Below are 20232 nucleotides of genomic sequence, written 5' to 3' on the forward strand. Positions count from 1 at the left end.
GCGAGCCCGGCAAGATCCAAACGACAGGCCCTAGGTCATGTCCTGTCCGAGAGGGGTTCCCCTTGTTTCTCCCGCCGCTGTCCTCCCGAGCACCGCTGTTCCCGCCCGTCAGATCGGTGGGCCGATGACCACCGAGAAGACGGCCACCGAGCCGGGAACCACAGAACCGACGGCCACCGAGAAGATCCGGCGCATACGGCGGCGCCTGGAGCGCCTGATCGGTATCGCCATGACCGAGGGCAACTCGCTCGTCCCGCTGCGCAACGGCGACGAGATCTTCGCGTCGATGCTGGAGAGCATCCGCGGCGCCGAGCACACCGTCGACATGATGACGTTCGTCTACTGGCGCGGCGACATAGCCCACCAGTTCGCGCAGGCGCTCAGTGAGCGGGCGCGGGCCGGGGTGCGGGTACGGCTGCTGCTCGACGGCTTCGGCAGCCGGCCGATAGAGAAGGACCAGCTGGCGGCGATGGAGCGGGCCGGGGTGCAGGTGGCCTGGTTCCGCGAGCCGCTGTATCTCTCGCCCTTCAAGCAGAACCACCGCTGCCACCGCAAGGTGCTCGTCGTGGACGAGACGACCGCGTTCACCGGCGGCGTGGGCATCGCCGAGGAGTGGTGCGGCGACGCGCGGAACGAGCACGAGTGGAGGGACACCCACGTACGCGTACGCGGGGCCGCGGTGGACGGGATAGCCGCCGCGTTCACCCAGAACTGGGCGGAGGGCCACGACGAACTCTTCGACACGCACGACCGGTTCGTCACACAGGAGGCGCACGGCGACGCGATCGTGCAGGTGGTGCGCGGGTCGGCCAGCATCGGCTGGCAGGACATGCAGACCCTGATCCGGGTCATGCTGGAGTCGGCCCAGGAGCGCGTACGGCTGGCGACGGCGTACTTCGCGCCGGACGAGTACTTCGTGGAACTGCTGTGCGCGACGGCCCGGCGCGGGGTCTCGGTCGAGATCCTGCTGCCGGGACCGCACACGGACAAGCGGGTCTGTCTGCTGGCGGGGCAGCGGTACTACGAGGATCTGACCGCGTGCGGCGTACGGATCCACCAGTACCAGCCGACGATGATGCACGCGAAGATCATCACCGTCGACTCGGTCGCCTCACTCATCGGGTCGACCAACTTCAACCGGCGCTCGCTGGACCACGACGAGGAGATCATGCTCGCCGTACTCGACCCCGCCCTCACCGCCGTGCTCGACGGGCACTTCGAGGAGGACCTGACGGTGAGCGAGCCGATCTCGCCGGGCCGCTGGAAGCGGCGCTCGCTGATACAGCGGGCCCGGGAGGCGTCCGTGGTCCCGATCCGCCGCTACCTCTGAGGCTCCGGGTGGTCGCCGGGGCCGTGGGTGCGGCCGGCGAGCGGTGTCGGGGACAGGTCGGTGCTCTCCTCGCCCGCTTCGAGCAGGGTGTCGGCCGGGCCGACGATGAGCGGGTCGGGTTCGCCGACGGCCGACTCGTCCTTCAGGTCGTAGTCCACCCGCCACAGCAGGCTGCGCATGGCCTCCAGCCGGCCCCGCTTCTTGTCGTTGTTCTTGACCACGGTCCACGGCGCGTACGTGGTGTCGGTGGCCCGGAACATGTCGACCTTCGCGGCGGTGTACGCGTCCCACAGGTCGAGCGACGCGAGGTCGGTCGGCGAGAGCTTCCACTGCCGTACGGGGTCGATCTGGCGGATCGCGAAGCGGGTGCGCTGCTCGTCGTGCGAGACGGAGAACCAGAACTTCACGAGCAGGATGCCGTCGTCGGTGAGCATCCGCTCGAACTGCGGCGCCTGACGCAGGAAGTGCTCGTACTGATACTCCGTGCAGAAGCCCATCACCCGCTCGACGCCGGCCCGGTTGTACCAGGACCGGTCGAAGAAGACGATCTCCCCCGCGGACGGCAGATGTGCCACGTACCGCTGGAAGTACCACTGCCCCGCTTCTCGCTCGGTGGGCTTCTCCAGGGCCACCACGCGGGCGCCACGCGGGTTGAGCCGCTCGGTGAACCGCTGGATGGTGCCGCCCTTGCCCGCGGCGTCCCGGCCCTCGCAGACCACCACCACGCGCTGGCCGGTGTCCTTGACCCAGCGCTGGAGTTTGAGCAGTTCGATCTGGAGGGTGCGCTTCGTCCGCTCGTACTCGCGGCGGCGCATCTTCTTGTCGTACGGGTAGTTCTGCCGCCATGTCCGCACGGGGCGGCCGGACTTGTCGAGCAGGAGGGGCTGCTCCGGATTCCGGTCGTCGACGGTCAGCCCGTCGAGGAGGGCGTCCGGCCCGGCGTCCTGGCCCTTGTCACCCGCCGGCATGGGGGCGCCCTCCCCGGTAGGCGCCGGGGTCGGGGACAGCGGAGCCGTCGAAGTCCGGCTCGTCCTCGATCGGGGGGAGTTCGACGGTGTAGTGCGCCTCCAGGAAGAGGTCGCTGTGCTGCGGACGCGAAACGGTCTCATCTGCGACGGGAAGAGGCGCGGTTCGGACGATACGACGCTGAGAGCTCTGCATCCAAGACCATCCAGGGAAAGGGAGTCGTACGGGCCGCGCGGCCCATTGCCGGGCGACCGGGCCGTGTCCGAGAAGTCCCGTCCGCCGTTCGGGCGGACGACGCCACTTCTCAGAAACGGCCTGGCTCATCCTTACATAGGGCTCGATCTTGACAAGCTAGTTGACTGGCCGGGAGCTGACCGGCCCGTCGCCCTCTCACCCTCGTAGCGGTCCAGCACCCGGTCCACCAACTGGCCCGCCGCCCCCGTGTAGTGCGCCGGGTCCGACAACTCGCGCAGACCGGCGGCCGAGTGGCGGCCGGTCAGGGCCGGGGCCTCGGCCAGGACGTCCGCGAGGTGGCGGCCGGTGGTCGCCGCCTCGGCCGACACGCGGGCCAGCAGTGTCTTCGCCTCCGCCCGGCCGAGTTCCACGGACAGCAGGGCCGCGAGGCGTTCGGAGACGACCAGGCCGCCGGTGAGGTCGAGATTGGCCCGCATCCGGTCCTCGTGGACGGTCAACCCCTCGGTCAGTTCGGCGGCGGTGTGCGCCGCGCCGCCGGCCAGGCGCAGACAGTCGCGCAGCGGCAGCCATTCGGCGTGCCAGGCGCCGGCGGGCCGCTCGTCGTCGTGGACCGACACCTGCATGAGGGTGCCCACGAGGGAGGGCACCTGGTAGGCGGCGGAGCGGATCAGCGCCGAGAGGGCGGGGTTGCGCTTGTGCGGCATGGCGGAGGACGTGCCCCGGCCCTCGGCGGCCGGTTCGGCGACCTCGCCCGTCTCGGTGCGCGAGAGCAGCTGGACGTCGGAAGCGAGGGAGCCGAGGGCGCTGGTGAGCAGGGCGAGCGCCGCCCCGAGGTCGGCGAGGGGGGTACGGACGGTGTGCCAGGGCACGAGCGGTTCGGCGAGCCCCAGCTCGGCGGCGAGCGCGGCGGGCAGCTCCTGGATGTACCGCCGGCCTCCGTCGTCGGCGGCGTCCGGTACGTGCAGGAGCGCGTACTCCAGATATCCGGCCATCGTGCCCGCCGCGCCGCCGAGTTGGACCGGCAGGCCCGCCTCGCGCACCCCGCGCAGCCGGTCGCGCGCGTCGAGTACGCCCTGGAGCCGGCCGGCCGCCTTGAGGCCGAAGGTGGTGGGGACGGCGTGCTGGCCGAGGGTGCGGGCGGCCATGGGGGTGTCGCGGTGCCGGGCGGCGAGGCGGGCCAGCGCGTCGGCGGTACGGTCCAGGTCGGCCAGGATCAGGTCCAGGGTGCGCGCGGCGACCAGCATCAGGCCGGTGTCGAGGATGTCGTGGCTGGTGGAGCCCTGGTGGACGCTGTGCGCGGCGTCCGCGTCCTTGGCGGCGACCAGCGCGGTGAGCCGGCGGACGAGCGGGACGACCGGGTTGGCGGCGCCGCGCGCCTGGACGGCCAGTTCGGGCAGGTCGAAGTGTTCGGCGCGCGCGGCGGCGGTGATGGCGCCGGCGGCGGACTCGGGTACGGCTCCGAGCCGGGCCTGGACCCGGGCCAGGGCCGCCTCGGTGTCGAGCATGGCCTGGAGGCACGCGGTGTCGGTGGTGGCGGCCTCGGCGGGGGTGCCGGCCCGGACCGGGGAGAACAGCCCGGTGTCGGAGCTGATCTGGCTGCTCGTCATATCTGATTCCTCGTCAACTTGCCCTCCCAATGAGCCCGTCAGGTCGTGCGGGACTTCTCGTGGTCCGTGACCGGGGGCCGCGGCGGGCCCGCCGGCAGGGCCAGGATCGCCAGCGCGATGGCGTCGGAATCCCCGAGTGTCACCGAGTTGACGCCGGGCCGCACCCCGGCGGCGGTCGCCCAGTGCACGGCCTCCGTCGGCACGCCGTACGCGAAGCGCCGCGGGTGGGCGCGGCCCTCGATGTCCACCAGCCGGTAGGGCCGGGGCGTGACGGCGAGGCCGCCGGTCTCGTACGCGCCGAGTCGCGGGTCGGCTATCGCGTACGGGCGGCACTGCCCGGTGGCCAGCAGGTCAGCCAGCAGCGGGTCGGTCGTCCTGCGCAGGTCGGGCTCGGGGAGCCGGGCCTCGACGAGGGTCGTGACGCGGGTGAGGGAGCCGGGTACGGCGGGCGCCTCGACGGTGAAGACGCCGCCGGACGTGCCGGTATCGGTGTCTGTGGAGACGCGCATGCCGGGGCCGAGGACGGTCAGCACCCCGGCCTCGATGAGCGCGATCATCTGCTCGATGCGTATCGAGGGCGGGCCGATGGACAGGAACGCGTTGAGCGGGGTGTACCAGCGCTCCAGGTCGTCGCGGTGGGAGCCGCCGGTCAGTCCGCCGTGGTCGACCACCAGCCGGATCTCGTTGCGCAGGTCCCGCAGCACGTCGAGCGCGGCCTTCAGGGGCCCTTCGACGTTGCCCGCCGCGGACTCGGCGAGGTCCCGGCGGAGAATGCCGAGCAGCCAGTCGCGGTGGTCCGCCGGGCCCCGGAATCCCTGGTCGGCGTGGGGCGCGGAGAGGTATTTCCAGTCCCAGTGGTCGTCGGGGCCGATGCCGTACGCGTCGAGCAGGTCGGACTCCTCGGCGGATCCCCAGGCCGGTCCCAGATACCGGGCGGCGAACCGGTCCGCCTCCGGCCCGCCGACGCGCCGGGCGAGCAGCGCCGTGTAGTAGACGGTCTCGACCTCCTTGGCGATCAGCGGCCACAGGTCGCGCCCGAAGTCGAGCCCGCCGCCGAGCCGGGCGGCGGTGCGCAGCCGGTCCAGTTCGGCCGGGGTGAGGACCTGGGGGATGTGGCGGCCGTGCGCGCCCTTCTGGTTGCGGCCCCGCGAGTGGTACGGGATGCCGCGCCGGGAAGCGGCGTACAGGCGCGGTTCGCGCCCCGAAGGGCCATACACGAGCCGGTCGCCCTGGCGCGTGTAGGTGCCGCCCCGGCCGAGGGTGAACAGCGTCAGGTGGTCGAAGAAGTTCAGCCCGAGTCCGCGCAGCGCGACGGCCTCGCCGGGCCGGACGGCGGACAGGTCGGTGTCGGCGGGGTTGGCGGGCGGTACGTAGGTGAGGGAGTGGGCCTGTGCGAAGTCGGTGAGTTCGCGCTCGCCGGGGCCGCCGGTGACCGGGAGATGGCCCTGGGCGAGGACGACCGCGTCGAGGCCGTCGAGACGGGTGCCGTCGGCGAGCAGCACGCTCTGCGGGCCGTCCGGCTGCCCCCCGTACAGCCGGACGGCCCGCTTCGGGTGGACGACGACGCGCACGTGCGCGGGCGCGGTGCCGACGACGTACCGGAAGACCCACTCCAGGTAGTGGCCGTAGAACGCGCGGGTCGGGTAGGAGTCCGGGGTGAGGTCGCGGGCCTCGGCGCGGACCTGGTCGTCGTACGCCTCCCCCGGCCCGTCGCCGAGCCGGGCCGCCCAGTCGAACAGGCTGGGGCCCGGGGCGAGTTCGCCCTCGATCTCGACGCTCTCGTCGGTGAACAGCGTGACCTGCGAGGCGACGGTGTTCATCAGCAGGTGGTGGGACTGGTCGGTGCGCCACACGCCGCCGGCGCCGGGGCGGTGGGGGTCCACGACGTGCACGACGAGCGTGGACGCCGGGCGGTGGCGGGCGTTGACGCAGAGCCGTTCCAGGACCGAGAGGCCACGGGGTCCGCCGCCGACGACGCAGACCTCCAGATGTCCGTCACTCACGTAAGTCTCCGTCTCCGTCTCCCGTTGGACATCCCTGGGGCCCGTCAGAGCACTTCGACGGTGGGGCCGGTCTCCAGCCGGTGCCGGCAGTCCAGTACGAAGTCCGAGGCGCGCGCGACCAGTTCGTAGTCGAAGGCGTCGTGGTCGGTCAGCAGCACCACCGCGTCTGCCGCGGACAGCTCCGCCTCGGAGAAGTCGCAGCGGGTCAGCTTGCTGTCCACGGTCACCGCCTCGACCACGTACGGGTCTGCCGCGCGCACGTCGGCGCCGAGCCCCAGCAGCAGTTCGGCCACCCGCAGCGCGGGCGACTCGCGCGCGTCGCCGGTGTTCGGCTTGTACGCGAGGCCGAGCAGCAGGACGCGGGATCCCGCGAGCGGCCTGCGGCGGGCGTTGAAGGCGAGCAGCAGCCGCTGGACGACATGGTCGGGCATGTGTCCGTTGATGTGGTTGGCGAGTTCGACGAACTCGAAGCGGCGGCCGAGCGAGCGCCGTACCCGCCAGGACAGATACTCCGGGTCGACCGGCAGACAGTGCCCGCCGACGCCGGGTCCCGGGGTGAAGCGCATGAACCCGAAGGGCTTGGAGGCGGCGGCGTCCAGCGCCTCCCAGACGTCGACGCCGAGTTCGTGCGCGTACATCGCCATCTCGTTGACCAGCGCGATGTTGACGTGCCTGAAGGTGTTCTCGATCAGCTTGGACAGCTCGGCGACCTCGGTGGTGCGCACGGGCACGGTGGTGCTGGTGATGGTGTCGTAGAAGGTCTGTACGGCGGTGAGGGACGCCGCGTCGATGCCGGACACCACCTTGGGCGTGTTCTCCAGACGCCAGGTGGGGTTGCCGGGGTCGATGCGCTCGGGGCTGTAGCCGAGGTGGAAGTCGTCGCCCGCGGTCAGCCCCGAGCCCTCCTCAAGGAGCGGGACGAGCAGTTCGACGGTGGTGCCGGGGTACGTGGTGGACTCCAGGACCACGGTCGCGCCGGGGCGCAGCCGGCCCGCGAGGGTGTGGGCGGCCGACTCGATGTAGGAGAGGTCGGGCGCGCCGTCGCGCAGCGGGGTGGGGACGGTGACGACGGCGATGTCGAAGCCGTCGAGGTCGTCGGGGTCGGTGGTGGGCAGGTAGGAGCCCTGGTCGAGCAGGACGGCGAGCTGTGCGTCGGGGATGTCCTCCACGTAGGACTCGCCGCTGATGAGGCGTTTGACGCGGTCCGTGTCCACGTCGTAGCCGACCACTTGGTGGCCGGCCAGCGCGGCCCGGACTGCCAGCGGCAGGCCCACGTACCCCTGCCCGACTACGACGACCTTGCTTTTCACGGTTGCTCCCGTCGGAGGAAGTGGGTCAGTTGGTCAGAGCGGATCCGGGACTTGGGGCCTCGGCGTTGGCGTTGGCCTCGGCCCAGGTCAGTCGAAGAACGCGCAGACGACGTCGGCCGTCCGCTCCACCTGACTGTCCGTCAGATTCAGATTCAGCGGCAGCGCGAGATGCCGTGCGCTCGCCAGCTCCGCGCCCGGACGCCGCCCGTCCGCGCCCTGTCCCGCGTACGCCGCGAAGGCGGCCAGCCTGGGCAGCGGCACCGGGTAGTAGACGCGGCTGCCGATGCCGTGCGCCGCGAGGTGCGTGGCGAGCGCGTCCCGGCAGATGGTCTGTACGGCGTAGACGTAGTGGCACTGGCCGTCGGCGCCGCCGGTCGGGGCGAGCAGACCGCGCCCGCGCAGTGCCGCGAAGCGCGCGTTGTAGTGCCCGGCGACGGCGGCGCGGCGGGTGATCATGGCGTCGGCGCGCTCCAGGCGGCCGAGCTGGAAGCCGGCCATGACCTCGTCGAAGCGGCTGTTGAAGCCGACCTCGTGGTGCACGAAGCGCTGCACGCCGTCCTGCCCGTGGTTGCGCAACCGCCGTACCCGCGCGGCGAGTTCGGCGTCGTCGGTGAGGACGACCGCGCCTTCGCCCGGCATTCCGAACGGCTTGACCGGGAAGAACGAGTAGAGCCCGACGTCCCCCCACGCGCCGGCCGCCCGGCCGCCCAGGGTCGCGCCCTGGCCCACCGCCGCGTCCTCGACGACCGCGATCCCGCGGCGGCGCGCGAAGGACCGGATCGCGGGCATGTCGGCCATCGTCGTGAAGGTGTGGGCCGGTACGACGGCGCGGGTACGGTCGGTCACCCGGCTCTCCGCGTCGACCGGGTCCAGGACCATCGTCACCGGGTCGACGTCGGCGAAGACCGGCACCGCGCCGACGCCGAGCACCGTCGCGGCCAGCGGCTCGGCGCCGAACGCGGGCACGATCACCTCGTCGCCGGGGACGACGCCGACGGCGCGCAGGGCGAGGGTCAGCGCGCCGGTACCGCTGGCGCAGGCGACGACGTCGCGCACATCGGCGCGGTCGGCCAGCCGTCGCTCCAGCTCGGCGGTGCGGCGGCCGAGGATGAACTTCTGCTCGGGGTCGGTGCCGACCTCGTACAGCACCTCGCGCAGCAGTTCCCGCTCGGTGTCGGGGAGCCGGGTGTGCGCGTAGGGGACTGCGTCGGAGGCCGCGACCGGGGCGGCGGGCGCCGCCGGGGCCTGACCCTTGGCCGACTGGGCGGGCGATGTCTCGGTGGTCATGACGTACTCCCGGTGAAGAAGGAGCGGACGGCGTCGCACACCCGGCCGAGCCGTGCGAGGGTCAGCTCGGGGTAGAGCGGCAGCGCGACGGTGCGGTGGCTCGCCGCCTCGGCGTGCGGGAAGTCGCCCTCCTGGTGGCCGAGATGGGCGAAGCACGGCTGGAGGTGCAGCGGCAGCGGGTAGTACGTCTCGGTGCCGATGCCCGCCGCGGCGAGGTGCGAGACGAGCGCGTCGCGCCGGTCGGTCTCGATCAGATAGACGTAGAAGACGGGATCCACCGGCTCGCCGCGCTCCACCACCGTCGGCAGCCTGCGGACGCCGGGGATGCCGCGCAGCCGGCGGGTGTAGGCGTCGGCCAGCACCGCGCGGCGGCGGATGTCGTCGTCCAGCGTGGTCAGTTTGGTGAGCAGCGCCGCGGCCTGGAGTTCGTCCATCTTGCTGTTGGTGCCCGGCAGTTCACCCTGCCGGGCGTACTCGGCGCGGGCGGCCGGGGCGGTCGGCGCCTTGGTGGCGGGAGCGGGGGCCAGGGCCGGGCGGCCGTGGTCGCGCAGCCGCTGTACGGCCCCGGCGAGCGCGTCGTCGTCGGTCAGCACCATGCCCGCGTCGCCGAGCGCGCCCAGCGTCTTGGTGGGGAAGAACGACAGCACGCCGCCCGCCCCGATCAGTCCGGTGTGCCGGCCGCCGAGCCTCATCCCGATGCCCTCGGCGCTGTCCTCCAGGACGAGCAGCCCGTGCCGTTCGGCCACGGTGAGCACCGAGGCCATGTCGGCGGGCTGGCAGAACAGATGCACCGGCATGACGGCCTTGGTGCGCGGGGTGACCGCCGCCTCCAGCGCCGCCGGGTCGAGGTTGTAGGTGAGCGGGTCGACGTCCACGAAGACCGGGACCGCCCCGACGAGCGCCACCGAACTGGCCGACGCGAAGAAGCTGAACGCCGGCACGATCACCTCGTCGCCGGGCCCGACCCCCGCCGCGCGCAGCAGCAGCACGAGCGCGTCGGTGCCGTTGCCGACGGCGATGGCGTGCCGGGCCCCGGTGTACTCGCGCAGGGCGGCCTCCAGCTCGGCGGTCCTGGGCCCGTTCGAATACGTCCCCGATTCGCAGATCTCGTCGAGATAGGCACTCAGCCGGGGCCACTGCCGCTCGAAGGATTCCGCCTGTGTGAAGAACGGGACGGTGCTCGCCGGAACAGGCATCGCCTTGCTGTTCATTTCACTCCACTCGTCTCGGCGGTCTGTCGGTTCGGCGCATCTCGGTACTGATCTCAGCCGTTCGAACGTAGACGGACCGCCGACACGCCTTCGATAGCAATCACCCGGCAATCCATTGGCAATTGCGGAGGGCGACGCAGGCAAGCGCGTGCAGAACTCTGCCTATTACCTGCGTCGTTACTTATTGCCGGTCCGGAAAACCTTGACTTGCCTCTCCGTTGTGACCGACGGTGAAGCCCAATTCCACGGACCGACAGGAGTTTCCAGTCGTGACCGACAAGAAAGTGATCCTCGCCGAGCCACGCGGTTTCTGTGCGGGGGTACGCCGGGCGATAGAAATCGTCGAGAAGGCATTGGAGGTCCATGGCGCTCCCGTCTATGTGCGAAAAGAAATCGTGCACAACCACTACGTGGTGGGAGTGCTGAAGAGGCGCGGCGCGATCTTCGTGGACTCCGAGGCGGACGTGCCGCCCGGCGCGGTCTGTGTGTTCTCCGCGCACGGCGTGTCCCCGGAGGTCCGTGAGAACGCGACCGCCCGCCGGCTCGACACCATCGACGCGACCTGCCCGCTGGTGTCGAAGGTCCACCAGGAGGCGCGGCGTTACGCCCGCGACGGGCGCACCCTGCTGCTGGTGGGCCACGCCGACCACGAGGAGGTCGAGGGCACGTACGGCGAGGCCCCCGACCGCACGGTCATCGTGGAGAGCGTCGAGGACGCGCACGCGCTCGACCTGCCGCGTGACACGCCCGTCGCAGTCCTGACCCAGACCACGCTCTCGATGGACGAGACCGCCGGCATCGTCACCGCGCTGAACAAGCGCTTCGACGATCTGCGGAGCCCGGCCGACGGCGACATCTGCTACGCGAGCACCAACCGGCAGGTCGCGGTGAAGGAGATCGCCGCGCGCAGCGATCTCGTGCTGGTCGTCGGTTCGCGCAACTCCAGCAACTCGGTACGGATGGTGGAGGTGGCCCTCCTCGAAGGGACCTCCGCGTATCTGGTGCCGGACGTCACGGAGCTGGACGTGAGCTGGCTGGAGGGGGTCGGGACGATCGGCGTCAGCGCCGGTGCCAGCGCGCCCGAGCTGCTGGTGGACCAACTGCTGGAGCGGCTCGACGAGTTGGGCTACCACGACGTGGAGCTGTCCGTCACCACCAAGGAGGACATCGTCTTCCAGCTGCCGTCGGGCCTCGCGCAGGGGCGGCCGTCCGCCTGAGCGGGCGGGGCGTTCCTCGCCCGACGGCGTACGCGCCCGGGACCCCGGCCGCGCGGGGCCCGCGCCCGACCGGACCCGGACGCCGCTCGGAGCCGTACACGCCCTTGAGCGGGTGCCGTCGCCCCAAGGACCAGATCGCCGACACGACAGGAGAAACGCCATGACCGTCTCACCGCCCGCACCGGCCGTCGCGCACCTCGGGGGCCTCGCCGCCCAGTCCCGCGCGGCCGTCCTGGACCGTACCGAGAAACGGCTCGACGCCCTGCTCGACGCGGAGCACTCCCGCTGGGCGGCGGTCGACGCGCGCGCCGCGGTCCCCGTCGACGCCGTCGGTGAACTGATCCGCGCGGGCGGCAAGCGGCTGCGCCCCTCGTTCTGCGCGGCCGGATTCCTGGCGGCCGGCGGCGAGTTGTCCGACCCCCGGGTGGTGGACGCGGCGGCGGCCATCGAGATGCTGCACGCGTTCGCGCTCATCCACGACGACGTCATCGACGACTCCGACCTGCGCCGGGGCAAGCCCACGGTCCATGCCCGGCACGCCGACGAGCACCGGGCTCGGGGCTGGCAGGGCGAGGCCCGCCGGTACGGCGAGGGCATCGCCGTACTCGCGGGTGACCTGGCCTTCTCGTACGCCGGGCAGCTCACCCAGGATCTCCCCGCCGAGGCGCGGCTGGTCTGGGGCCAGCTCGCCAGCGAGCTGATCATCGGCCAGCACCTGGACGTCACGGTCGCCGCCGAATCCCTGCCGGACCCGAAGCTGGCCCGCTACATCGCCAAGGCCAAGTCCGGCCGCTACACCATCCACCGTCCGCTGGAACTCGGCGCGGCCATCGCGGGCGACTCCTCGGCGGCGGCGGCCTTCGAGGCGTACGGCTCGGCGGTGGGCGAGGCGTTCCAGCTGCGGGACGACCTCATCGACACGTACGGGGACGCCGACGCGGTCGGCAAGCCGGTCGGTCTCGACGCCGAGCAGCACAAGATGACGCTGCTGGTGAGCCTCGCCGCGCTGCGTGACGCCCGCGTCGGCGAGCTGGTCCAGGCCGCCGAGTGGGACGGCGCGGCCCTCGCGGAGGCGCTGAACAGCAACGGCGTACGCGCCGAGGTGGAGCACAGGATCGACGAGTTGGTGGACCAGGCGCACCAGGTGCTGTCGACGGCTCCCATCAGCGACGAGTGGAAGCGCGAACTCGCGGCCATGGCCACGTCCGTGGCCTACCGCGACCACTGAACGCCCACCACTGAACGCCGAACCACTGACCGCTGGCCCTGATCCGACAGCGCGTCCCCTCACTCGCCAGTCGCCAGATCTCTCAAGAGCGAAGGTCACGTCATGCTGAACACGTTCATCGTCGGCGGCGGGCGAGCCGGCCTCGGACTGCACTGGCCGGTGCTGCGCAAGCTGCGCGCCCTGCCGGACGAAACCGACCGGTGGTCACCGGAACCGCCCGTGGTCTGGGACGTCCAGGACATCCACGAACAGGCCCTGGCCGAGGGCCTGGTGCCGGCGGACTCACTGGCCCACGCCGCGAAGCTCGCGGATCCGGCCCGTACGGTCGTCCATCTCTGTACGCCGCCGGTCGACCGGTTCGCCACGCTCCAGGAGCTGGCGGACCTCGGCTACACGCGCATCGTGGTCGAGAAGCCGATGACCGTGGGCGTCGCCGGTCTCGAGGCCATCGACATGCTGGCTCGGGTGCGGGGCCTGCGGCTGCGGGTCGTGTCGCCGTGGCTGGCCAGCTCGCTCACCCACGAGCTGGCGGAGCTGGTGCGCCACGACGCGCTGGGCGGGCTCCGTTCGCTGTCCTTCACGCAGTTCAAGCCCCGGTGGACGCGCACGCTGCGCTCCAACAACCACACCACCGCCTTCGACGTGGAGCTGCCGCACTCGCTCGGTGTCGCGCTGCGGCTGGCCGGTGACGCCCGGATCGTCGACGCGGCGCTGACGGACATGCGGATCGGCGACACCGTCATCCCCAGGATGGGCAGCGCCCGGCTGACGCTCCAGCACCACAACGGCGTGACCACGGAGATAGCCTCCGACCTCACGTCGCCGATCCGCGAGCGCCGGATCGGGCTGCGGTTCGACACCGGTCATGTCGTGGGCCACTACCCGATCAGCGATGTCGACCACCACGCGAGCCTTACCGTCCACGACGGGGCGGGCGGCGGTACGGCCACCCCGCGGATCCTCTTCGACGACGCGCTGACCACCTACATCGACCACGCGTACCGGGACTACGAGGCGGACGCGGACAGGGCCGGCGGTTCGGGCGGCTGGGACGACTACGCGATAGCCCGGCGGGTGGTCCAACTCCTGCAGGAGGCCCGCCTGATGGCCGCCGCGCGGGACGCCCGGGGCGCGGCGGCCGACGACTCGGCCGGCGGCCCGGCCGCGGGCGCTCCGGGTCCCCGGCCGCCGCTGACGGGCGTCTCCACCTCGCCGCGGAGCGGGGGTGCGGACCATGAGTGACACCGGCGTCACCCACGTCCGGCTGAGCGGCATCGGCGACGAGGCCGCCCCCGGTCTCGACCGCCAGATCGAGGCGGTACGGCGGCTCGGCTGGGACAGCGTCGAGCTGCGCTCCGTCGACGGTGTCCCCCTCGCCGACCTCTCCGACGCGGCCTTCGACCGGGTGGTGGGCGGGCTCGCCGACGCCGGGCTCGGGGTCTCCTGCGTCGACTCCCGGATCGGCAACTGGGCCCGTACGGTCGCCTCCCCGTTCTCCGACGACCTGACCGAGCTGGACCGCCTCGCCGAGCGCTGCGACCGCCTCGGCACCCGCTACGTCCGGATCATGTCGTACCCCAACTCCGGTCTGCCGGAGGCCGGCTGGGAGCGCGAGGTGCTGAGCCGGATCCGCCGGCTCGCGGCCCGCGCCGAGGACGCGGGCCTGGTACTGGTGCACGAGAACTGCGCCGGCTGGGCCGCCACCGACCCGGCGCGCATGCTCCGGCTGCTCGACGCCGCCGACAGCCCCGCGCTGCGGCTGCTCTTCGACGTCGGCAACGGCATCGCGTACGGCTACGAGGCGTACGACCTGCTCGCGGACATCGCGCCGTACGTCGCCCACGTCCATGTCAAGGACGGCACCGGCGACACGGACGCGCAGTTCTACTCCTTGCCCGGCGACGGGAACTGCCGGGTCGCGGACTCGCTGCGGCTGCTGTTCGACCGGGGCTACTCCGGTGTCGTGTCGATCGAGCCGCACATCAACATCCGTCCGCACGAGGGGTGGTCGGACCCGTCCGGGGACTACGTGGACGAGTTCGTGGCGTACGGGCAGCGGCTCGAAAAGCTCGTGAGCGGGCTGGCTCCGGCGGCGGGCCGCGCATGACGGACCTTCTGCGCACCGGGCGGCCCGGCCCCCGCGCCGCCGCCGGGCTGACCGATGCCGACCGGGAACTGCTCCTGCGGCTGCTCACCCTGCGGACCACCGGGCCGCTGGAGACCGGCGGCGAAGAACCGGTGGAGCTGTGGGAGGCGCAGCGCGCGTACGCGGAGGCGGCGGGCCGGCTCGGCTTCCGCGTCGTGCACCACGCCCCCGCCGGGCCCGACGCGCTGACCGGCGCCGACGTGCCCCGCGCGGTCGCCCAGGCCGCCGAGGACCGGCCCGGATTCCTGGACTGCCAGCCGAACATGGTGCTGCGGCTCGGACCCGAACTGCCGCGCGCGGCCACGGTGATGTTCAACGTGCACCTGGACACCGTCGCGGGCGGCGGCCCCGTCTCGTTCAGCGGTTCGCGCTTCCACGGGCGCGGCTCCATCGACGCCAAGGGCCCCGCCGTCGGACTCCTCGCCGGGCTGCGCGGCGCCATCGCCGCCTCCCCCGCGCTCGGCACCGAGGTGGGCGTGCTGATCCAGCTCGTCTCGGGCGAAGAGGGCGGCGCCATGGGCGTGTTCGGCACGAAGCCGCTGGTGGAGCAGGGGTACGTGGGGCGGCTCAACGTGTTCTGCGAGCCGACGGGTCTGCGCGTACTGAGCAGGGCCACCGCCTCCATGACCGCCCGGCTGCGCGTCGACGGCCGCGACGGCATCGACGACGAGCCGGGCGCGGGCCACAACGCGACGGTGCTGCTGGGCTATCTCGCCCAGCACCTCGCCGCGGAACTGCCGCCGTACGCGGTCGACGGCCAGGTCTGCGTCGCCGGCCTGCACACCGGCTCCATGCACAACAAGGTCTACGGCACCGGCCAGTTGCTGATCAATCTGTCGTACGGCTCCAAGGACACCGGTCGCAAACTGGAAGCCGCGCTGGACGACGTACTGCGGACCGGCGTGGAGCGGTTCCGCGAACGCTTCGCCGACAGCCCGACCTTCGCCACCACCGCCCGCGACGCCGCGCGCGTGACCCGTCTGGACTGGCTGAAGCGGGGGTTGCCCGCGCTGTACGCCGACGACGCGTGGGTGCGCGAGCTGCTGCTCGACCGGGCGGGGCTCGCCCCGTGGCCCGCCGAACTGCCCGCGTTCACCTGCGACGCGATCTGGCTGGCCGGCGTACCCGGCACCTCGACGGTGGTCTTCGGCCCCGGCGATCTCGGCGCCAACCAGGCCCACGCGGAAGGGGAGTTCGCCGACCTGGCGGACCTCGACCGGTACGCGCGGCACATCGGGCGCCTGCTCATCTCCTTCGCACGCAACCGGCTGGATCAGGGGAACTGACCTATGACGACGACCTCTTCGGACACCTCGGCATCCGTACGGGTGGACCTCACCGCGCTGACCGAGTTCACCGCCGCCGTGTTCCGGCACCACGGCCTGCCCGCCGGGCGGGCCCTGACCGCCGCGCACGCCCTGGTCCACGGCGACCTGACCGGCATCACCTCGCACGGTCTGACCAACCTCACCCGGCTCTATCTGAAGCTGTTCGACGACGGCCGCTGTGACCCCGCCGCCGAGCCCGAGGTGCTGGCCGACCGGGGCGCCGCCGTCCTGCTCGACGCGCGCCGCGCCCTCGGCCTCTGGTCGGCGAGCGAGGCCGTCGACCTGGCCGCCGAGCGCGCCGTCCAGTTCGGCGTCGGGCTCGTCTCCGTACGCGACGCCACCCATCTGGGCTGCGCGGGCGCGCACGCCAAGCGCGCGGCGGACCGGGGCATGATCTGCCTGCTGGTCTCCAACTGCGGTCAGCAGCGGATCATCCGGCCCCCCGGCGGGCAGGCCGCGCTGCTCGGCACGAACCCGCTCGCGTTCGCCGCGCCGGCCGGTCCGCGGCCCCCGCTCGTCCTCGACATGAGCACCACCGTCGTCCCGACCGGGCGCGTGCGCGGCGCCGCGCGGGCCGGGCAGCCCATCCCGGAGGGCTGGCTGGAGGACCGGGACGGCCGTCCGGTGACCGATCCGCACGCGCTGGACCGGGGCGACGGCTATCTGAAGTGGCTGGGCGGCGATCCGGCGACCGGGGCGTTCAAGGGGTACGGGCTGGGCCTGCTCGTCGAGGTGCTCGGCGCGCTGCTGCCGGGCGCGGGGCTCGGTCCGGCGACGGAGGCGTGGTCCGGCAGCGGCAGCCCGAGCGGCCAGGACGACAACATCGGCTTCACCGTGCTGGTCGTGGCCCCGGCGGAGCTGCGTACGCCCGGGGACTTCGAGGCGCAGACGGCGGGGATGTTCGACGCGCTCGTCGGCTCCCCGGCCGTGGACGAGGACCGGCCGGTGCGCTACCCCGGCTGGTTCGAGGCGGAGCGGGCGACGGAGCACGGCAAGAGCGGGGTGCCGCTGTCGCGGTCGCTGTTCGAGGAGCTGGTGACGGTGGCGGCGGAGCGGGGACTCACGGCGCCTGCGCCGCTGCCGCAGCCGTAGCCGCTGCCCAACTGACGTACACCCGCCCCTCATTGGGAAGCGCCATCAAGGAGGACACAGACAATGAAACCCCTGCGGATAGGCGTGGTGGGGCTCGGGGTCATCTCCCGGTTCTACCTCGACGCGTTCCCCGGCCTGCCCACGCTCGACCTGGTCGCGGTCTGCGACCTGCGCGAGGAGGCCCTGGCCCCGCACCGCGAGGCCGGGCTGCCCTGCTACCGGGACCACCGGCGGATGCTGGCCGAGGCCGGACTCGACGCGATCGTCGTGAACGTCCCCAACGACGCGCACGCGGCGGTCTGCCGGGACGCGCTGGCGGCGGGCGTCGCGGTCTGCGTGGAGAAGCCGCTCGCGCTGGACCTGGCGGAGGGCCGCGCGCTGACCGAACTGGCCGTGAGCGGCGGGTCGGTGCTGTTCACCGCCTTCCACCGGCGCTACAACGACAACGTGCTCGGGCTGCTGCGTTCGCTGCCCGCCGACGCGTCGGCCGTGGAGTCGGTGACTGTCCGCTATCTGGAGAAGATCGAGGAGCACGTCGGCGCGGACCGCTGGTATCTCGACCCGGCGCGTTGCGGTGGCGGCTGCGTCGCCGACAACGGGCCCAACGCCTTCGATACGGTGCGGCTGTTCCTCGGCGAGCTGACGGTCGAGTCCGCCGAGGTCGTACGCGACGCGGCGGGCGTCGACCGGCAGGCGCGGGTGGCGCTGCGCTCCGCCGGCGGGGTGCCCGCCACGGTGGAACTGGACTGGTCGTATCCGCACGGTGAGGCGAAGGACGTCACCGTACGGCTGAAGGACGGCACCGAGCACCACGCCGACATGCTCGCCGGGCACGACGCGTTCAAAAGCTCGCTGAAGCATGAATACGTGGGTGTGCTGGGCGAGTTCGAGCAGGCGGTACGCGCCGGTACGGACGCCTCGCGCGCCGGGCTCGCGATGCTGGAGCTGGTCGACGCGACGTACGCGACGGAACGGGCGGAGGCGCGCTGATGCCGAACAGAACGGCGTACGGCCCCCCGGCCCCCGCGCTGATCGAGCCGAGCCCGGAGAACGGCGACAAGCGCACGGTCAGGTCCGAGGTGGTCAAGGTGCTGCGGCACCGCCGTACGGATCGCGGGATGCGCCTGGAGGAGTTCGCCTCCCGCTGCGTACGCCAGGGCGAGCTGCACGAACTGGTCACCACCGACCATGTGGAGACCGAGGAGGGCGCCCGTATCGACCGGGTCGGCTTCCTCGGCTTCGTGGAGATCTCGGTCGCCGGGGTGCTGGACCGGGGCGACATCGTCCTCGTCGACGGGGAGCCCATCGGGACGCTCCTGGGCTTCGACGCCTGCCACTTCCCCAACCACTACAACGTACTGATCCACACCGCCTGGACGCTGACCGGCCCCGAGGCCGGACTGCGCCCCGGCTCGCAGGTCACCTTCCGGCCGCCACCGTCCACGGACGGCGAACCGGGCACGGGCCGCCCGTGACGGCCCCGTACCAGATGGAGGACTCAGTCATGCCCCTACTCGACGAGATCGCGACGCCTCGCGACCTCCGCACCCTCACGCCGCCCCAGCTTTCACAACTCGCCTCGGAGATAAGGGAGTTGATGATCGACGCGGTGTGCCGCTCCGGCGGTCACCTGGGCCCCAACCTGGGTGTGGTGGAGCTGACCATCGCGCTGCACCGGGTGTTCGACTCGCCGCGGGACACGCTGCTCTGGGACATCGGCCACCAGACGTACGTACAGAAGCTGCTGACCGGCCGCGCCGCCGGGTTCGACGGGCTGCGTACGCGCGGCGGGCTGTCCGGTTACGCCTCGCGGACCGAGTCCGAGCACGACGTGATCGAGAACTCGCACGCGTCGACGGCGCTCAGTTACGCGGACGGCCTGGCGCGCGCACGGGAGTTGAGCAGCGAGGGGGACCGCGCGGTGGTCGCGGTCATCGGGGACGGGGCGCTGACCGGCGGCCTGGCGTGGGAGGCCCTGAACAACCTGGGCGGCGCGCGGCAGCGCCCGGTGATCGTGGTGCTGAACGACAACGAGCGCTCGTACGCGCCCACGGTGGGCGGGCTGGCGACGCACCTGGGGAAGCTGCGGTCGGCGAGGGGGCCTGGGAACGTCTTCGAGGAGTTCGGTTTCGGCTATCTGGGCCCGGTGGACGGGCACGACATCGCCGCCGTGGAGGAGGCGCTGGGCCGGGCGCGGGCACTGGGCGGTCCGGTGGTGGTGCATGTGGTGACGGAGAAGGGCCGGGGCTGGGAGACGGCGGAGACGAACGAACTGGACCGCTGCCATGTGGTCCGCGCCACCCCTTCCTCGTCCGCCGCACCTGCTTCCTCCCCCTCCTGGACGGCGGTGTTCTCGGACGAGATGGTCCGTATCGGTGCGGAGCGCCCGGATGTCGTGGCGATCACGGCGGCGATGGCGGAACCGGTCGGACTGCTTGACTTCCAGCGGGAGTTCCCGGCGCGCACGATCGACGTGGGGATCGCCGAGCAGCACGCGGCCGCCGCGGCGGCCGGCCTGGCGCTGGGCGGGCTGCATCCGGTGCTGGCCATCTACGCGACGTTCGGCAACCGCATGATCGACCAGATGGTCACCGACATCGCCCTGCACTCGGCGCCCGTGACGCTGGTGCTGGACCGCGCGGGCGTGACCGGCGACGACGGGGCCAGCCACAACGGCATGTGGGACCTGACGCTCTTCCAGGCCGTGCCCGGCATCCGTATCGCCGCGCCGCGCGACGGCACGCGGCTGCGTGAACTGCTCGGCGAGGCGGTCGCCTGGGACCAGGGCCCGACGGTACTGCGCTTCCCCAAGGGCACGACCGGCGCGGACATCCCCGCCATCGACACGACCGACGGCTTCGACGTGCTCCACAACGCGCCGGGCCGCGACGTACTGATCGTGTCGGTCGGCCCGATGGCCCGTCTCGCCCTCGATGTCGCGGGGCGGCTCGCGGACGCGGGCGTGGGGGCGACGGTGGTCGACCCGCGCTGGGTCGTCCCGGTCAACCCCACGCTGGTGGAGGCCGCGGCGTACTTCAAGCAGGTGATCACCATCGAGGACAGCGGACGCGTGGGCGGCGTGGGCACGGCGTTCACGCAGGCGCTGGGCGACGCCGGGATCACCACGCCCGTACGGAACTTCGGCCTGCCGCGCGAGTTCCTGGACCACGGCTCACGGGCCCAGGTCCTCGCCCACTGCGGCCTGACCGCCGACGCCGTCACCACCGAGGTGCTGGCGGCCCGTACGACCTCCGAGAGGACACTCACCTCATGACCGCCATCGCTTTGGGCATGCCGGATGTTCCGACGAAG

The 20232-nt window shown here is 72.3% G+C and carries 17 protein-coding genes; 10 read left to right on the top strand and 7 right to left on the bottom strand.

The window, feature by feature from the left end; genetic code table 11:
* The first annotated feature begins 124 nt into the window (after positions 1-124).
* Positions 125-1330 (top strand): phospholipase D-like domain-containing protein, encoded by a 1206-nt coding sequence (locus BHU15_RS13595; protein ID WP_069627415.1) that lies wholly within the window; start codon positions 125-127, stop codon positions 1328-1330.
* Here the strand turns inward: BHU15_RS13595 and ppk2 are convergent.
* The 7 genes from ppk2 to BHU15_RS13630 form a co-directional block, all read right to left on the bottom strand.
* A complete protein-coding gene (gene ppk2 / locus BHU15_RS13600; RefSeq protein WP_069627416.1) occupies positions 1321-2298 on the bottom strand; it encodes a polyphosphate kinase 2 in 978 nt (325 codons plus the stop codon). The genes BHU15_RS13595 and ppk2 overlap by 10 nt on opposite strands.
* On the bottom strand, positions 2285-2491 hold the full coding sequence (locus tag BHU15_RS13605) for a hypothetical protein (RefSeq protein ID WP_069627417.1): 207 nt from the start codon (positions 2489-2491) through the stop codon (positions 2285-2287). The genes ppk2 and BHU15_RS13605 overlap by 14 nt, the downstream gene beginning before the upstream one ends.
* 131 nt (positions 2492-2622) lie before the next feature.
* Positions 2623-4098 carry a nitrosuccinate lyase gene (locus tag BHU15_RS13610; protein ID WP_069627418.1) on the bottom strand — a complete coding sequence of 492 codons (1476 nt, stop codon included), beginning with the start codon at positions 4096-4098 and terminating at the stop codon, positions 2623-2625.
* Between the two features lie 38 nt (positions 4099-4136).
* Positions 4137-6101 (bottom strand): FAD/NAD(P)-binding protein, encoded by a 1965-nt coding sequence (locus tag BHU15_RS13615; RefSeq protein ID WP_069627419.1) that lies wholly within the window; start codon positions 6099-6101, stop codon positions 4137-4139.
* 44 nt (positions 6102-6145) lie between these two features.
* Positions 6146-7411, bottom strand: coding sequence for a nucleotide sugar dehydrogenase (locus BHU15_RS13620; RefSeq protein WP_069627420.1), 1266 nt, complete (start codon positions 7409-7411; stop codon positions 6146-6148).
* 87 nt (positions 7412-7498) lie between these two features.
* On the bottom strand, positions 7499-8698 hold the full coding sequence (locus BHU15_RS13625; RefSeq protein WP_023541016.1) for a DegT/DnrJ/EryC1/StrS family aminotransferase: 1200 nt from the start codon (positions 8696-8698) through the stop codon (positions 7499-7501).
* On the bottom strand, positions 8695-9909 hold the full coding sequence (locus BHU15_RS13630) for a DegT/DnrJ/EryC1/StrS family aminotransferase (RefSeq protein WP_069627421.1): 1215 nt from the start codon (positions 9907-9909) through the stop codon (positions 8695-8697). Before BHU15_RS13630 ends, BHU15_RS13625 begins: the two co-directional genes overlap by 4 nt.
* Before the next feature lie 269 nt (positions 9910-10178).
* Between BHU15_RS13630 and BHU15_RS13635 the strand changes: the two genes are divergently transcribed.
* From BHU15_RS13635 to BHU15_RS13675, 9 genes are all read left to right on the top strand, one after another.
* Positions 10179-11126, top strand: coding sequence for a 4-hydroxy-3-methylbut-2-enyl diphosphate reductase (locus tag BHU15_RS13635; protein ID WP_069627422.1), 948 nt, complete (start codon positions 10179-10181; stop codon positions 11124-11126).
* Between the two features lie 160 nt (positions 11127-11286).
* Positions 11287-12354: a polyprenyl synthetase family protein gene (locus tag BHU15_RS13640; protein ID WP_069627423.1), complete on the top strand. Its 1068-nt coding sequence runs from the start codon at positions 11287-11289 to the stop codon at positions 12352-12354.
* A 102-nt stretch (positions 12355-12456) separates the two neighbouring features.
* A complete protein-coding gene (locus BHU15_RS13645; protein ID WP_069627424.1) occupies positions 12457-13596 on the top strand; it encodes a Gfo/Idh/MocA family oxidoreductase in 1140 nt (379 codons plus the stop codon).
* Positions 13589-14461, top strand: coding sequence for a sugar phosphate isomerase/epimerase family protein (locus BHU15_RS13650; protein ID WP_069627429.1), 873 nt, complete (start codon positions 13589-13591; stop codon positions 14459-14461). Before BHU15_RS13645 ends, BHU15_RS13650 begins: the two co-directional genes overlap by 8 nt.
* On the top strand, positions 14458-15786 hold the full coding sequence (locus BHU15_RS13655; protein ID WP_079128120.1) for a M20/M25/M40 family metallo-hydrolase: 1329 nt from the start codon (positions 14458-14460) through the stop codon (positions 15784-15786). Before BHU15_RS13650 ends, BHU15_RS13655 begins: the two co-directional genes overlap by 4 nt.
* A 3-nt stretch (positions 15787-15789) precedes the next feature.
* Positions 15790-16920: an Ldh family oxidoreductase gene (locus BHU15_RS13660; protein ID WP_069627425.1), complete on the top strand. Its 1131-nt coding sequence runs from the start codon at positions 15790-15792 to the stop codon at positions 16918-16920.
* 63 nt (positions 16921-16983) lie between these two features.
* Positions 16984-17910 (top strand): Gfo/Idh/MocA family protein, encoded by a 927-nt coding sequence (locus BHU15_RS13665; protein ID WP_069627426.1) that lies wholly within the window; start codon positions 16984-16986, stop codon positions 17908-17910.
* Complete coding sequence (locus BHU15_RS13670) at positions 17910-18395, top strand: DUF6917 domain-containing protein (protein ID WP_107422849.1); 486 nt, start codon at positions 17910-17912, stop codon at positions 18393-18395. The genes BHU15_RS13665 and BHU15_RS13670 overlap by 1 nt, the downstream gene beginning before the upstream one ends.
* Before the next feature lie 29 nt (positions 18396-18424).
* Entirely contained in the window at positions 18425-20194 is a 1770-nt protein-coding gene (locus BHU15_RS13675; RefSeq protein ID WP_069627432.1) for a 1-deoxy-D-xylulose-5-phosphate synthase, read from the top strand.
* Positions 20195-20232 lie beyond the last annotated feature (38 nt).

The sequence above is a fragment of the Streptomyces niveus genome, assembly GCF_001723055.1.
GTDB lineage: Bacteria > Actinomycetota > Actinomycetes > Streptomycetales > Streptomycetaceae > Streptomyces > Streptomyces niveus.